At 46.2% G+C, this 14026-nt stretch carries 12 protein-coding genes; 10 read left to right on the top strand and 2 right to left on the bottom strand.

The genetic code is table 11. The features are described 5' to 3' along the window. The first annotated feature begins 7 nt into the window (after positions 1-7). Positions 8-469 carry a DUF3598 domain-containing protein gene (locus tag H6F51_18350; GenBank protein MBD1824434.1) on the top strand — a complete coding sequence of 154 codons (462 nt, stop codon included), beginning with the start codon at positions 8-10 and terminating at the stop codon, positions 467-469. Here the strand turns inward: H6F51_18350 and H6F51_18345 are convergent. Further along, complete coding sequence (locus H6F51_18345; GenBank protein MBD1824433.1) at positions 457-1371, bottom strand: DUF4437 domain-containing protein; 915 nt, start codon at positions 1369-1371, stop codon at positions 457-459. The two genes, H6F51_18350 and H6F51_18345, sit on opposite strands and share 13 nt — an antisense overlap. A gap of 324 nt (positions 1372-1695) precedes the next feature. On the opposite strand from H6F51_18345, the gene H6F51_18340 reads away from it, so the two are divergent. The 3 genes from H6F51_18340 (at position 1696) to H6F51_18330 (ending at position 4586) form a co-directional block, all read left to right on the top strand. After that, positions 1696-2709: a zinc-binding dehydrogenase gene (locus tag H6F51_18340; protein ID MBD1824432.1), complete on the top strand. Its 1014-nt coding sequence runs from the start codon at positions 1696-1698 to the stop codon at positions 2707-2709. After that, the gene (locus H6F51_18335) at positions 2706-3101 is read left to right on the top strand and encodes a nuclear transport factor 2 family protein (GenBank protein MBD1824431.1); all 396 of its coding nucleotides are present in this window, start codon (positions 2706-2708) and stop codon (positions 3099-3101) included. Before H6F51_18340 ends, H6F51_18335 begins: the two co-directional genes overlap by 4 nt. Positions 3102-3308: 207 nt before the next feature. Continuing rightward, positions 3309-4586, top strand: coding sequence for a DUF2029 domain-containing protein (locus H6F51_18330; protein MBD1824430.1), 1278 nt, complete (start codon positions 3309-3311; stop codon positions 4584-4586). A 60-nt stretch (positions 4587-4646) separates the two neighbouring features. Here H6F51_18330 and H6F51_18325 read toward each other — a convergent pair whose 3' ends face one another. Next, entirely contained in the window at positions 4647-5450 is an 804-nt protein-coding gene (locus H6F51_18325; GenBank protein MBD1824429.1) for an aspartyl/asparaginyl beta-hydroxylase domain-containing protein, read from the bottom strand. 91 nt (positions 5451-5541) lie between these two features. Here H6F51_18325 and H6F51_18320 point away from each other — a divergent pair, with 91 nt between their 5' ends. The 6 genes from H6F51_18320 (at position 5542) to H6F51_18295 (ending at position 14025) form a co-directional block, all read left to right on the top strand. Further along, the gene (locus H6F51_18320; protein ID MBD1824428.1) at positions 5542-7017 is read left to right on the top strand and encodes an amidohydrolase family protein; all 1476 of its coding nucleotides are present in this window, start codon (positions 5542-5544) and stop codon (positions 7015-7017) included. A 174-nt stretch (positions 7018-7191) separates the two neighbouring features. Then, positions 7192-7659: a chemotaxis protein CheW gene (locus H6F51_18315; GenBank protein ID MBD1824427.1), complete on the top strand. Its 468-nt coding sequence runs from the start codon at positions 7192-7194 to the stop codon at positions 7657-7659. Then, on the top strand, positions 7656-8819 hold the full coding sequence (locus H6F51_18310) for a chemotaxis protein CheR (GenBank protein MBD1824426.1): 1164 nt from the start codon (positions 7656-7658) through the stop codon (positions 8817-8819). The genes H6F51_18315 and H6F51_18310 overlap by 4 nt, the downstream gene beginning before the upstream one ends. 25 nt (positions 8820-8844) lie before the next feature. Next, positions 8845-10377: an MCP four helix bundle domain-containing protein gene (locus H6F51_18305; protein MBD1824425.1), complete on the top strand. Its 1533-nt coding sequence runs from the start codon at positions 8845-8847 to the stop codon at positions 10375-10377. Positions 10378-10398: 21 nt separating this feature from the next. Next, on the top strand, positions 10399-11124 hold the full coding sequence (locus H6F51_18300) for a purine-binding chemotaxis protein CheW (protein MBD1824424.1): 726 nt from the start codon (positions 10399-10401) through the stop codon (positions 11122-11124). 3 nt (positions 11125-11127) lie between these two features. After that, on the top strand, positions 11128-14025 hold the full coding sequence (locus H6F51_18295) for a hybrid sensor histidine kinase/response regulator (protein MBD1824423.1): 2898 nt from the start codon (positions 11128-11130) through the stop codon (positions 14023-14025). The last annotated feature ends 1 nt before the right edge of the window (position 14026 follow it).

Raw genomic sequence — 14026 nt, 5'->3', positions numbered from 1 at the left:
GGTGATCATGTTAGATATTCGGACTGAAATGCCGGTTCTTGCTCGACACGAAGGCGACTGGATTGGAACTTATACCTTGATCGACTGTAACGGAACCATTCTCGATCGACATCACTCTCATCTCACCTGTGAATTTCCCCAAGATGACCTGTCATCCTACTATCAAATCAATCGCTACACCTGGGACAACGGCAAGCAAGAAGAACATCGCTTTCCCGGAGCCTACTGCGATAAAAAGCTGTGGTTTGATACAGAGCGTATTAAAGGTCATGCTTGGGAAGTTGATGATTCCACGGTAATTCTTTGGTTCAGTTACAAATCAATTCCAGACTTTTACCTTTATGAAATGATCCAAATTAGTCCTTGTAACAACTATCGCGCTCGCACTTGGCATTGGTTCAAAAATAACCAAATCTATCAACGCACGCTCATTCAAGAAGAGCGACAACGCCCAAGTCAGCCTGAATGACCATAGGACAAAACCGTTCCAGCTTGGGATAAATCTCTATCGACCCGGACAAAGAATAAACCACCATCTTCTGAGATATGTCTGGGAAGTGTGCTAAAGCTGGGGCTATAGCAAAAGTGATTTTTGGCGAATCTGTAGTCGCCGATATCGCACCATCCCGCCAAGCCATATGCCTCTTCGTTATAGGACTGAATCATCATCTGCTTGCCGTCATAATGTGGCAAAAGGGCGAGTAACCACACTCCACCTCCATTCGCTGCTTTTCTCAGCCACTTCTTGTTTGCTGCGATAAATTGTGCTGTGTCTGTCTTTCCCCAAGGCAGCAATTTGCTATCCAATACAGGAATGTACTCACCGAGTCTAGCTTCTGGATGATTCGGCAAATCTTGATACTGGAGACGACCATTTTCCATCCATAAAACTTCCGCGCTTTCACCGTTTAGCACTTTCCAGTCTCCGACTCTCACTCCTGCTGGAATGAAAGAGTAGCAGTGCTTGCTGAGTTTCCATGCTCCCACTTGAATCGCACCGCTCAGCACAAAGATCTCCAAGTCTGCTGTGAATCTGCCTGCAGGAATTTCAAATTGGGCTGGCAGCAAAACTTTGGCTGTCGATGCGCCATGATCATTCCAGGAAAGCATTCGGCAGATCGCAGGCTGCTCTGGTATTCCCTGAATTTGCCACGCTTGTTCAGGGACACGATGACTATCAAAGAGTTGATATTGACGAGGCACATACTCTGAAGCGGGAGCTTCGCTGTTGCCGAAGGCAATCGCCGTTCGTCGTCCAGACAAATTCATCCGTCCTCGACCGTCTCCACCCCAGTCTTCTGGGATTAAAGCTGCCTCTAAAAAATCATTGGTCGCTGCTGGGAATGCAGAGGATTGATCGGCTTCGCCCATACTTTTACAGTTTTTAAGTAGACCTGAAAGCGTATCGTCATACCGAATCAATTTGTTGATGCGACAGACCTTCGCCCCCTAAATCCCCTATACTGGGGGACTTTGAGAATCCGAAACAGATTTGGCGTGAAGTCCCCCACGAGTGGGGGATTTAGGGGGCTTCCAAGATCTGTAGCACTCAAAAATCAATTTGGTATCAGATGGCTCGTCGAGCCGCCAGTCAGTCTGAGTCAGTCAATTTTTAATGCTACAGCCTGATTGCCAACCGGACTCATGATTGAATGAAATGCGTAATCAAAAGCGTCGATCGATTCAACTGTTGCCATGCCTTCTAGAACCTACAAAAAGCTTGTTGCTCAACGCTTCAGCGATGATTTCCGTTCGGCGATCGCCCTTGAAGAACTGCCGATTCCTGTCCTGAATCCTGGAGAAGTTCTAATTCGCAACAAGTTCGCTGGCATCAATGCTGGATTTGATACTTTGCTTTGTAAAGGAAACGTTCCCTATGTGAATCTTACGCCACCCTTTGATCTAGGTGTCGAAGCCGTGGGCGAAGTGGTCGCGATCGCTCAAGATGTTCATACCCTGAAAGTTGGAGATGCTGTTGCAACCACAGTCCGAGGGGGAGGCTATCGGGAGTATCAAGCGATCGCGGCAAATCTAGCTGTGAAAATTCGTGCGGCTACGCCTGAAGTTTTAACCCTAATGCCGACCGGAGTTTCAGCCCTGGTCGCACTTGAGCAAGTGGGAGAAATGACGAGCGAAGGAATTGTTTTAGTCACGGCAGCAGCAGGCGGAGTCGGACATATTGCGGTACAACTCGCCAAGTTAGCTGGAAATCATGTGATTGGGATTTGCGGCTCTGAGGCGAAGGTGAAATTATTAAAGAGTTTGGGCTGCGATCGCATTATTAACTACCGAACCGAAACACTCGATACAGTTCTTCAACAAGAATATCCCAATGGAATCAATTTAGTTTTTGATTGTATTGGTAAGCAGGTCTTTGATACTTGCGTGAATCATTTAGCCATACGAGGGCGATTAGTAGTGGTGGGTTTTATTTCCGAGTATATGAGTGATTTAGAATCTGTTACTCAACCTCGAATTTATCAGAAGTTGTTTTGGAAATCGGCTTCGGTGCGTGGTTTTTTGATGCCGCATTTCGCCGAATTTGCAGAGGAAGCCCGCGAGCGCTTACTCGATTTGTTTTACGCAAATAAGCTCAAGGTTGCAGTTGACTCTACCCTTTTTAATGGCATTGAGTCGATTCCAGATGCCGTAGAATACCTATTGAGTGGTCAAAATTGCGGTAAGGTCGTCGTGAGGTTCCAAAAATGACTATAGAATCAGTCAATACATTAGCCGTTGCTCGACAAGCCTTTGCGCATTTTGAACATGGACTTGCAACGGGGGAGTGGCAAGCCTTCTTCGATATGCTCACCGATGATTTTTCATTTTGGTTTCCGTTGGGCAAATTTCATGGATTAAATGTTGGAAAAGCAAGAGCGATCGAGTTTTTCAACTATGTTTCCGAAGTGTATGAAACGGGGTTGAAATTGACGCTCGATCGCGTAACCAGTAACGAAACGACCGTTGTATTTGAATTTCGCGACGAGGGATTGATGTGGGGAAATCCTTACAAAAATCGCGTCGCAGTCTCTTTTGATGTCCGGGGTAATCAAATCTGCGGCTATCGAGAATATTTAGGCAGCGACGGCAAATCTAACTGATATAACGATTTACATATGCTTCATTTTTTGATTAGAGTCTAGCTTTCCTACTCTAGATAGATGTGTTTAGCAGGTTAAATTCTTCATTCTGCTATTGGCAAAAAGCTTGCACAAAAAGTATTCAAAGACGTATGAGTGACAATTAAACTTTGATAGACAGAAAGGCAGTGTCATGCAGAAGTAATCGCTTTTTAGGATACCTGAGTGATGAGAATAAAATTGGCAAGACCGACTTCTAACACACTGCGAATCGAACTCATTTTTGTATCGCTGTTATTCATTGCATTTCTATTTCTAGTGCGTAAGTATCAGCAATACGATATCAGCATTTATTACGACTATTCGCTCAACTTGTTAAAAGGACAATTTCCTTATACTGATTTCAATTTTGAATATCCTCCTTTGGCGCTGTTACCGATCGCTCTTCCCCAATTGCCTAGCGTTGTGCAACCGCTGAATTTTACAGCGTATGCAATTCTTCTATTTATTCAAAATGCTTTTTTTAGCCACTTGATTGCAGTCGTACTTTCGCGAATTATTGCGGCTTGGCAGACTAAAAAAGCCGCGATTAGAACGATCTCTTTCTACGCAGCACTGATTGTGCCTAACCTTATCGTTGTGTTTTGTCGATATGATATCTTCGCAGCGCTTTTAACTGTGATTGCATTTTGGGCTGTCCTAAAACAGCGCCCAACTCAGGCGGGAATTTGGTTAGGATTGGGAATTGCTGCAAAACTTTATCCAGTCGCTCTAATTCCTATCTTTTCGATTTACTACTTCACAAAGCGGCAATATCAAGCTAGCGCAAAATTTTTACTTGGCAACATTCTCACCGTTGCTGTGATTTTTTTACCTTTTGCATTAGCTGCACAAGAAAAGTTCTTCAGCTTTCTGACTTATCACCGACAACGAGGACTACACATCGAGACCTTACCGGGTGGAATTCTGCTACTGTTGAGCAAGTTCGGCTTCATTGATGCTTCCTTTGAGCTAAACTATGGAGCCTTTCATTTCACATCAGAGATTGCGACTCCAATCCTCAAAGTTCTACCCATACTCACTTGGAGCTTATTAGGAATTACGCTGTTTTATTGCGTAAAAGGATTTCGGCAGGAATACGCAGCAAGTGGAGAAATCACATACAGAACTCTAGCAACTTACATCACAATCACGCTGCTTGTGTTTATGATTACTGCTAAAGTTTTCTCACCCCAATATCTCGTTTGGGTGTTACCCTTTCTACCGCTCTTGCGATTAAATCGAATTACGATTGCCTTTATTACCGCAATCTCTGTGACAACTTTTCTGGTGTATCCAGTGTTATATGGTAGATTGCTTAATTTGAGAATCATTGCGCTTTTTGTTCTCAATATTCGTAATGTTCTAATCGCTGCATTCGCAGCCTACTTGCTAGTCGATCAGAGCCGCAATTTGTCTAGAGAAGCAAAGAAAACAAGCGTAGAGAAAGCCTTTACTGCTCAGTAGCAGACCGCAATTCCCTACGCAAATTTTTATTACTCATTTAGCTTGAATTAATCTGCTAATTCAGGCACTTCCGAGCGCTCTATCCCATTCTAACTGGTGGCTCAAACCATACTTAATAAAGTCTTCTGGGGTCGCTTTATCATTCCTACCAAAAACGCCCAAACTGTAGGGATTCTCTTCCATACGCTGTTTGACTAATTCCCGTTCAAACTGAATCACTTCTGATTTAGGCTGATCCGTTTTGAAGAAATCAACTACTAGGACTGTTCTTTCGTCATCAGTATAATTATGTGGACAGTGCGGATAGCTGTGGTCTAGAACCATAAACTCGCCTTCGTGCCAGTAAAGTTTGTCATGGCAAATTTTCATCGCGATATCGCCTTCTGGCACAATCAATCCCAGATAGCCGCGATTCATGTGAGGGTTATAGTTCACATGAAGCTTGACATCTAGCCCCGGAAGAAACGTTCCGAAATATACGTTTCTCAGGATGCCATCATAAGCTGAATTTGTTGCAACGATCGCTTCTGTCAATGTTGGGAAATATTGCTCTTTTAACTCAAATACTTTTTCTGACACATCTTGTAACTCATACTGGGGATATTTGATTCGATGTGCCTGAATGTATTGTTCAATAAACATTCCTTGAAATAACACACCAAAGGCACTATATTTCGATTTACCTTTGGTCTTGATCGTTTGGCTTTTAGGCCCCATGACATCAAGAGCAAGCTGCATTTCCGCTGGGGAAGCATTTTGCTTAAATGCGATAAATTCATCGCGAATCGCTTGCCACTGCTCCTGAAGCATATTCAGAAAAGTAAACTGCTTGGGATCTAAATGATACTCGTTAAATTGCTCCATTGTTCTTTCTCCTAGCTTAGAAGCAAACTCGTCACGATTTCATTCTAAGAGTTATGAAGAAATTGTTCTTATTGATTTTGTAGGAGGCGCTGTGTCTGAACCTTGCATTCTGGATAAACTGATCAAAAACGTGCGTGTCGTTCGTCCACATCAATCTAGTGTAGAGCACTTAGATCTAGGCATTAAGGATGGTAAGTTTGCCCAGATCGCGTCACAGATCAGCCCAGAACAGGCAACAGAGGTCATCGATGCTCAGAATCTACTCGCTTTTCCTGGATTGATAGATGCTCATATGCACATTGGCATCTATCAATCCTTAGAACAAGATGCGATCGCAGAAAGCAAAGCCGCCGCAATGGGAGGCGTAACTACCAGCCTCAACTACATTCGGACTGGACAATACTATCTCAATAAAGGTGGCTCTTATCAGCAATTTTTCCCAGAGGTGCTATCTCGATCGGAAGGTAACTTTTTCGTCGATTATAGCTATCACATTGCACCGATTAGCGCTCAGCACATTGATGAAATGCAATGGTTGTTTGAGCAATATGGGGTCGCTTCGTTCAAAATTTTTATGTTTTATGGTGGTTATGGTCTGCATGGTCTATCCGATCAGCAGAATCTATTTTTGATGATTAACAAAGAAGAACGCTATGACTTTGCTCACTTTGAATTCATCATGCGGGGTTTAGCTCAACTACGAGAGCGCTATCCGGCTGATTCAATCAGCCTTAGTCTACATTGCGAAATTGCTGAGATTCTCAATGCTTATACCAAAATCGTTCAGCAGGACTCAAGCCTGACTGGGCTCAGTGCTTACAGTGCTGCCCGTCCTCCCCACTCTGAAGGGCTTGCTATTTGCATTGCCTCCTATCTCGCTCATGAAACAAACTGTATTAACATCAATCTGCTGCATCTAAGTTCTCGTAAAGCGGTTGAAGCAGCGCTAATGATGCAGTCTACATTTCCGCATATCAACTTTAAGCGAGAAGTCACAATCGGGCATTTGCTTCTTGATGTCGAAGCTCCCACCGGGAAATGGGCGAAAGTCAATCCACCGATTCGATCGCGCGCTGATGTCGAGTTTCTGTGGACTGCGGTGCTACAAAATCAGATTGATTGGATTGTTAGCGACCATGCTTGCTGCTCTGCCGAAAAGAAAGCCAGTCTCCAAGACCCAGACAACATCTGGTTAGCAAAATCGGGCTTTGGGGGCACAGAATATCTCCTCTCAGGCGTTCTGAGCGAAGGCAGTAAGCGGGGAATGTCCTACGACCACATGGCGCGATTGCTCTGCTGGAATCCTGCACAACGGTTTGGACTCTGGCAAAAAGGGGACATCGCGATCGGATATGATGCTGACCTTGTGTTAGTTGATCCGAATGAACGCTTTGTAGTTCAGGCTGCTGAATCATTCTCTAAGCAGGGCTATACACCGTTTGAGGGGATGGAACTGACCGGGCGAGTCAAGCAAACGATGCTGCGCGGCAATCTCATTTACGATCGAGGACAAATTCTAGGCTCACCGCAAGGACGTTATTTAAAGCGATCGCAGTCGAGCCGTTAACTTCCGCTCAGCCGCGATTCCGTATCATCCGTAGAATCTCGGTAAAAGAATTGAGGCTGAATCCGAATTCCTACTGGGTTTTCCGAGAGTTCACCTAAAATACAGCCGGAATTGTATGTTTTTTATGAATTCAGCCTGGGAATACTGAGGGTGTCAAACCTCAAAGACATTCCGATGCTGCTGTTATTGTTTTGCGTTGGTAAAGATCCTTACGCGATCGAAAGTTCTCATATCGTGGAGGTGATTCCGAGCGTACCGCTGCGAAAACTGCACTACGTTCCTAAATACGTCGCAGGATTGCTGAACTATCGCGGCACGATCGTTCCCGTGGTTGATCTGTGCGAATTGATTCAGGGAACACCGAGTCGCTTCCAGTTGAGTAGCCGCATCATCATGGTGAAGTCTGCGGAAGCATCTACGGTTTCTTATCTAGGATTATTAGCAGAACAAGTGATTCAAACCCTGGATAAACCCAAAGCAAAATTTGTTGCTTCTAACGCCGTTCATATGAATGCCGCTCCCTATTTAGGAGGAATGATCCTAGACGATCGCGGCATGATTCAGCAGATTCATCTTGATCGATTGTTTGCGGATGTACAGCAGATTTATCTAGCAGCGTCAGGGGAGTCGCAACTGAAATGAGCTTCGCCGCGATCGCAGCCTTACTCAATCAAACGATCGGGATCGATGTCGAGGGAATTGGAACCCGCAACCTCAAGCGAGTCATTGCAGCCCAGTGCGATCCTGAGGATATTCCTGCTTACTTCAGGACGCTACAGTCCTCTCCACAAGCCCTAGAGACGCTGATCGAGCAGATTGTTATACCAGAAACTTATTTTTTTCGCGATCGAAAGCCGTTTGAGTTTCTGATCGAGCAAGCGCGATCGCGGGAATCGCTGCGAATTTTGAGCGCTCCCTGCTCAACAGGCGAAGAACCGTATTCGATCGCGATTTCGCTGCTCGAAGCGGGTTTATCCGTTGATCGCTTTAATATTGATGCGATCGACATTAGTAAGACAGCGATCGCCAAAGCCAAGCGGGGCATTTACGGCAAAAATTCGTTTCGAGGTGAAGCTTGGATCGATCGCAACCGCTATTTTCAACCGGCTCAAGACGGGCATGAAGTTAAATCATTCGTTCGTAGAGCAATCAATTTTTATCAGGGAAATATCTTAACTGCATTCCCAGCAGCCCAAGTGACCTACGACATGATTTTTTGTCGCAATTTGCTGATTTATCTCAGTCGTGCTGCTTGTGAGCAAGTCTTCAACACATTAGAACAATTGTTATCACCCAACGGATTACTATTCGTCGGTGCATCTGAAGCTGCAAAGGTTCCGGGCGATCGCTTTACTTCAGTCCGTCAACCGTTTACCTTTGCGTTTCAAAAAACTGCTCCAGTCAAGCAGCAGAGCGATCGTGAGCATCGCGACATACCAGAGCGACCAATGATGACGAAGCCTAGCGTCACACCCTCAAAACCAATCCAGCAGCCCACTGGTTTAACAGATTTAGAACTAGCGCGACAACTTGCCAATGCTGGAAAAATTGATGCCGCGGTCGCCCATTGCAATGCTCATCTACAGCACGATCTCACCAATGCTGAAGTTTACACACTTCTGGGAACCTTGCATCAAGTCAAAGCCGAAATTACTCACGCCGAACGCTACTTCCAAAAAGCACTGTATCTCAACCCAAATCATTATCAGGCCTTAGTTTCTCTTGCCTTGATTAAAGAAGGGCGCGGCGACCTCAGCGGCGCAAAACTCCTTCAGCAGCGGATTCAGAAGCTCAGCCCCTAACTCCTTGAACCACAACCGAGTAACAATGATGAATTATCTATTAAAAGACAAGTCTCTCAAAGGTCGGATCATGAGCGCCTTTATTTTCATGGGCGTGTTAGTGCTAATTGTGTCTTTCGTGGGTCTAGTCAGCACAATTCGCCTCAGCAGTGGAATCAACACGCTGAGCAGTAACAGCCTGCCGAGCTTAATTGGACTCTGGAAAGTCAATGAAGGACAAACACAGGTCGAATCCTCAGAACGGGCATTGTTAATTCCGGGACTGACTCCGCAGGAGCGTCAGACAGAGTTCGATCGCATTAAAAAAGCATGGGCACAGATTGATGAGGGCTTCAAGCAGTACGAGACTACACCACGTACTGAGGAAGAAGACCGCAACTATAAGAAGCTATTGGAAAACTGGAACCGCTGGAAGACTGACCACGAAGAATTGATTAAGCTCAGCCAAAATCTAGACAACAGGTTTACTCCCACTGATCCGAATGCTCAAAGACCCGATGTGTTGAACCAACTGCGCGATCGTGCTAGAGCAAATCGCGTTTCGTTTGAAGCAGCAACGACCTCGCTACTCGAATCTCTCAAAATCAACGAGGAGGTCGCAAAACAAGCTGAAAAAATCGCTGATCAAGATGTCAATCAAGCAAGATCTTGGACTATACTCGCGATGATTTTGGGGCCTACAAGTGCTATCTTGCTCGGACGCTATCTTGGTAACGCTTTGATCCGACGCTTGCAGCAATCCGTGGTGCAAATTACCACCTCTGCAACGCAAATTGCGGCATCTGGCAAAGAACTCGAAGCAACAGTAGCCGAACAGCTTGCCTCTACTAATGAAGTCACCGCGACAGCCCAAACGATCGCATCGACCTCCCGAAAATTGGTTAAAACAATGGAGCAAGTTGCAGGAATGGCGCAAACCACTGCAACTTCTGCAAATGACAGCCAGGACGAACTGGTAGAAATGGCCAACGTAATGCGTCAATTAACTGATGCAACAGCAGCAATTTCATCCAAGCTGGGTGTAATGAATGCAAAGGCGAACAACATTAACAATGTCGTGGTCACGATTACCAAAGTTGCGGATCAAACCAGTTTGCTGTCGCTCAATGCAGCGATCGAAGCCGAAAAAGCAGGAGAATATGGAGCAGGATTTGCAGTCGTAGCGCGTGAGATTCGTCGCCTTGCGAATCAAACCGCCGTTGCCACGCTTGAAATCGAGCAGATTGTTAAAGATATGCAGTCCGCGGTTTCGGTGGGAGTGATGGAAATGGATAAGTTCAATCGATCCGTAGGTGACAGCGCCGATCGGGTGAGCAAAATCGGAGATCAAGTCGCGAAAGTCATTCAGCAAGTGCAAAGTTTGCCGCCGCGATTCGAGCAGGTTAGCCAAAGTGTGGAAACTCAGTCAGAAAGCGCGTATCAAATCAGCGAAGCGATGGAACAACTCAGTCAAGCATCGCACCAAACTGTCGATGCTCTGCGAGAAACAAACAGCGCCTTAGATCAGTTAGATGATGCAGCGCAAAATCTCCGTCGTGAAATTGCTCGCGCCCGCTAACGTTTGAATCTGGTTGTGACGATGATACAGCAAGACTTAGTAACTTCAGGTCAGACGATCGACTCCACAGCTTTGAATGATTGCTGGAATCAGATCGGTGTAATGGGCGATCGATCTTGCGATCGCTTATCGACTGTGATGCACTGTTATGACTGTCCGGTGTATGCAGCAGCGGGAGATAGTTTACTCCAGCGCGAACCCCAGCAGAACTATCTCGATGAGTGGATTCGCATTCTTTCTGAAGCACCGAGCGATCCAGAAGATACGGAAAGCGAAGGCGCGATCGTGTGTACAGCGGATGCAATTTCTGTGATGATTTTTCGCTTGGGCAAGGAATGGTTATCTCTGCCCGTGCGGATTTTGCAGGAAGTGACAGCGCCCTGTGTCATTCAGCCCGTTCCACACCGCAGCAATGAACTCTTTCTCGGATTAGTCAATATTCGGGGAGAAACTTTGCTGTGCGCCTCGTTAAGCTATCTTTTGAACTTACGTGCGGATGAAGATGCGGCGACAGGTTCCTCTAAGCGGATGATTCTGGCGGGTCAAGGCGACGAGAAGTGGGTGTTTCCGGTGGATGAAGTGCATGGAGTCTTTCGCTTTCATTCGTCGGAGCTACAAGATGCCCCGATCGTGGTGGCAAAAGCGGCTGAAGCATATACGCAAGGGATTGTGCATTGGCAAAATCAGAAAGTGAGCTATCTCGATTCTGAACTATTGTTTTACACGCTAAACCACAAGATTTTTTAATCGATGAACACTTACTCAAAGCTGGAACTGTTTTGCCGCGAAGTGGAAGTTCAGGTTGGTGTTCTCACCGAGTCGCTCTCTGTTCTGAAAACGCAGCCGTTGTCGATCGCAGAGTTGAATCGATCAAGTCAAGCAGCCCATGCGACTTGGGGAGCAGCGCGACTGATGAAATTGGAAGCGATCGTAGAGTTAGCAAATTTAATCCATCAATCCTTGCTCGCGGCTCAAAACAAAGCGGTCACGCTTTCTCCGGAGCAGGTTGAGAATTTGCTGTATGCTAGCCGTTTTCTGTTGAATATGAGCAAGGCGGCAACAGGAGATCTTGATCAATGGTTGAATGAACATTCCTGGAGCTTAGGCATCATTCAAACTGCCTTAAGAGCGACTGCTGCATTAAATCATGGTTCATCCAGCAACCACTTATCAGTAGGGCAATCAGTAGAGGCAACAGTTGATCAAGTTACTGCATCGCATCGGATTGTAGCTTCTACAAGTTCTTTACCCTCTACAAGTTCTTTACCCTCTACAAGTTCTTTACCCAGTGAGGCAACCGTTGATCAAGCTAAATCAGAAACCCCGATCGCGCTCATTGAAGCACCGAAATCGCCTGAAGCATCGCCCAGCGTAGATGCTTCGATGCTAGATTTATTTCGGTTGGAAGCAGAAGCACAGGTCGTAATTCTGAATGACGGAATCCTTGCCCTGGAAAATAATGCTCAATCTGGGCAAGCGCTAGAAACATTGATGCGAGCGGCTCATTCCCTCAAAGGGGCAGCGCGAATTGTCTCACTTGACGCGATCGTTAACCTAGCTCACGTTATGGAAGACTGTTTTGTTGCGGCTCAACAGAACAGAATTACACTCAATCCAGATAATGTTGATGTACTGCTGCAAGCGGTTGATCTGATTCAGGGCATCAGTCAAGTTAGCAATTCAGAGCTTTCTCAATGGTTAAAGCGCAATCACTCAGCATTTGAATCGATACGATCGACGATCGCTGAAATCCTTGATCCAACTGTTCAAGCAGCCCAATCCAGCCAGAAGACCCTGATCGAGCCTGAGCGCTTAGACCGTGAACCAAACACCGAAGAAGCTCTTCACCTATTGGAAGCAAACCGCTCAAAACAATCTGCAACCATTGAGCAATCCGAGCAAGCCATCCAAGATCGGGTAGTGCGAGTCAGCGCAGAGAACTTAAACCGCATTATGGGACTCGCAGGAGAGTCATTGATCGAAGCAAACTGGCTTCAACCCTACGCAGACTCAATGATGCTGCTGAAGCGACGACTAGGGGAACTGTCGCGCAGTCTAGAGCAGCTTCAAACTTCGCTCGATCGCGGCATCTATGACCAAGAAAGCAGAGAACGACTGCACGAAGCTCGCCAGCGCGAACAGGAATGTTTCGGCTTCTTGGGCGATCGCTTAACCGAGCTTGAACTTTATGCCCAACGCACCGCAAATCTCTCTGATCGCCTCTATCGAGAGGTCATTTCCTCAAATATGCGCCCGTTTAATGATGGAGTGCAAGGCTTTCCGCGCATGATTCGCGATCTTGCGCGGAAGCTGAATAAAAAAGTCAAGCTAGAGATTATTGGCAAATCTACCCCTGTCGATCGCGACATCCTCAAAAAGCTCGAAGCGCCCCTCACCCACATTCTCAGAAACGCCACCGACCACGGCATCGAATCTCCTGAAGAGCGCATTGCGGTTGGAAAACCCGCAGAAGGCACAATTCGCCTCGAAGCGCTGCATCGAGGGGGAATGTTAGCGATTACGATCGCCGATGACGGTAAAGGAATCAATCTAGAGCAGTTGCGTCAAAAGGTGATTCAGAAGAACCTAGCAACATCAGAAATGGCAGCACAATTGAGTGATAGTGAACTTTTGGAATTTTTATTCCTGCCAGGGTTTTCTACTGCCAAACAAGTCACGGAAATTTCTGGACGGGGAGTAGGCTTAGACATTGCGAAAAGCATGGCGCAAGAAGTCGGAGGAACCGTCCGCGCCATGTCTCAAGTTGGTAAAGGAACAAGCTTTCACTTTCAGTTACCGCTGACTTTATCGGTGGTACGAACCTTGTTAGTTGAAATTTCAGGGAAACCTTATGCAATTCCCCTAGCCCGAATTGATCAAATCGTCAGAGTAGAACGATCGCAAATTAGTGATGTCGAAAACCGCGAATATTTCACCCTGAATCAACAGCACATTGGTTTGGTTGCCGCGCATCAAATTCTCGAATTGCCAGAGCTAATGTCTCAGGATGCAGCCCTTTCTGTGGTCGTGGTTAGCGATCAATCCCGTCCTTACGGGCTGGTTGTGGATAAGTTTTTGGGCGAACGTGATCTAGTGGTGCGACCCCTTGATCCCCGTTTGGGAAAAGTGCGTGACATCAGTGCAACTTCACTGCTTGCCGACGGAACTCCGATTTTGATTGTAGATGTTGCTGATATGGTGCGATCGATTGATATGCTGCTGAATTCTGGACAGCTCGCAAGAGTGAATTCTCTCGAAGCCGATGTTCCTCTTGAGAAGCATAAGAGAATTTTAGTGGTAGATGATTCAATTACGGTGCGCGAAATGGAACGTAAGCTGCTCGAAAATCGCGGCTACACCGTGGATGTTGCCGTGAATGGTGCAGAGGGCTGGAATGCCATCCGAACGAACCAGTATGACTTAGTGATCAGCGACATCGATATGCCCCAAATGAATGGAATTGAGCTGGTGAAGCACATTAAAAATCATTCTCGCTTGCATTCGTTACCTGTGATCATTGTGTCTTACCGCGATCGTCCAGAAGACCGAATTCAGGGACTCGAAGCAGGCGCAGACTACTATCTCACCAAGAGTAGTTTTCATGATGATGGGTTGATTGATGCGGTTGTCAGTTTGGTAGGTCGTTGAA

Source organism: Cyanobacteria bacterium FACHB-DQ100 (assembly GCA_014695195.1).
In the GTDB taxonomy this organism is placed as follows: Bacteria; Cyanobacteriota; Cyanobacteriia; order Leptolyngbyales; family Leptolyngbyaceae; genus Leptolyngbya.
Note: the sequence above shows the minus strand (reverse complement) of the source record. Positions and strands in the feature narration are given on the sequence as shown.

What these genes read in the sequence shown, in the direction of transcription:
- H6F51_18350 (MBD1824434.1), top strand. Translation starts at nt 8, where the DNA reads ATGTTAGATATTCGGACTGAAATGCCGGTTCTTGCTCGACACGAAGGC.
- H6F51_18345 (MBD1824433.1), bottom strand. Translation starts at nt 1,371, where the DNA reads ATGGGCGAAGCCGATCAATCCTCTGCATTCCCAGCAGCGACCAATGAT.
- H6F51_18340 (MBD1824432.1), top strand. Translation starts at nt 1,696, where the DNA reads ATGCCTTCTAGAACCTACAAAAAGCTTGTTGCTCAACGCTTCAGCGAT.
- H6F51_18335 (MBD1824431.1), top strand. Translation starts at nt 2,706, where the DNA reads ATGACTATAGAATCAGTCAATACATTAGCCGTTGCTCGACAAGCCTTT.
- H6F51_18330 (MBD1824430.1), top strand. Translation starts at nt 3,309, where the DNA reads ATGAGAATAAAATTGGCAAGACCGACTTCTAACACACTGCGAATCGAA.
- H6F51_18325 (MBD1824429.1), bottom strand. Translation starts at nt 5,450, where the DNA reads ATGGAGCAATTTAACGAGTATCATTTAGATCCCAAGCAGTTTACTTTT.
- H6F51_18315 (MBD1824427.1), top strand. Translation starts at nt 7,192, where the DNA reads ATGCTGCTGTTATTGTTTTGCGTTGGTAAAGATCCTTACGCGATCGAA.
- H6F51_18310 (MBD1824426.1), top strand. Translation starts at nt 7,656, where the DNA reads ATGAGCTTCGCCGCGATCGCAGCCTTACTCAATCAAACGATCGGGATC.
- H6F51_18305 (MBD1824425.1), top strand. Translation starts at nt 8,845, where the DNA reads ATGATGAATTATCTATTAAAAGACAAGTCTCTCAAAGGTCGGATCATG.
- H6F51_18300 (MBD1824424.1), top strand. Translation starts at nt 10,399, where the DNA reads ATGATACAGCAAGACTTAGTAACTTCAGGTCAGACGATCGACTCCACA.
- H6F51_18295 (MBD1824423.1), top strand. Translation starts at nt 11,128, where the DNA reads ATGAACACTTACTCAAAGCTGGAACTGTTTTGCCGCGAAGTGGAAGTT.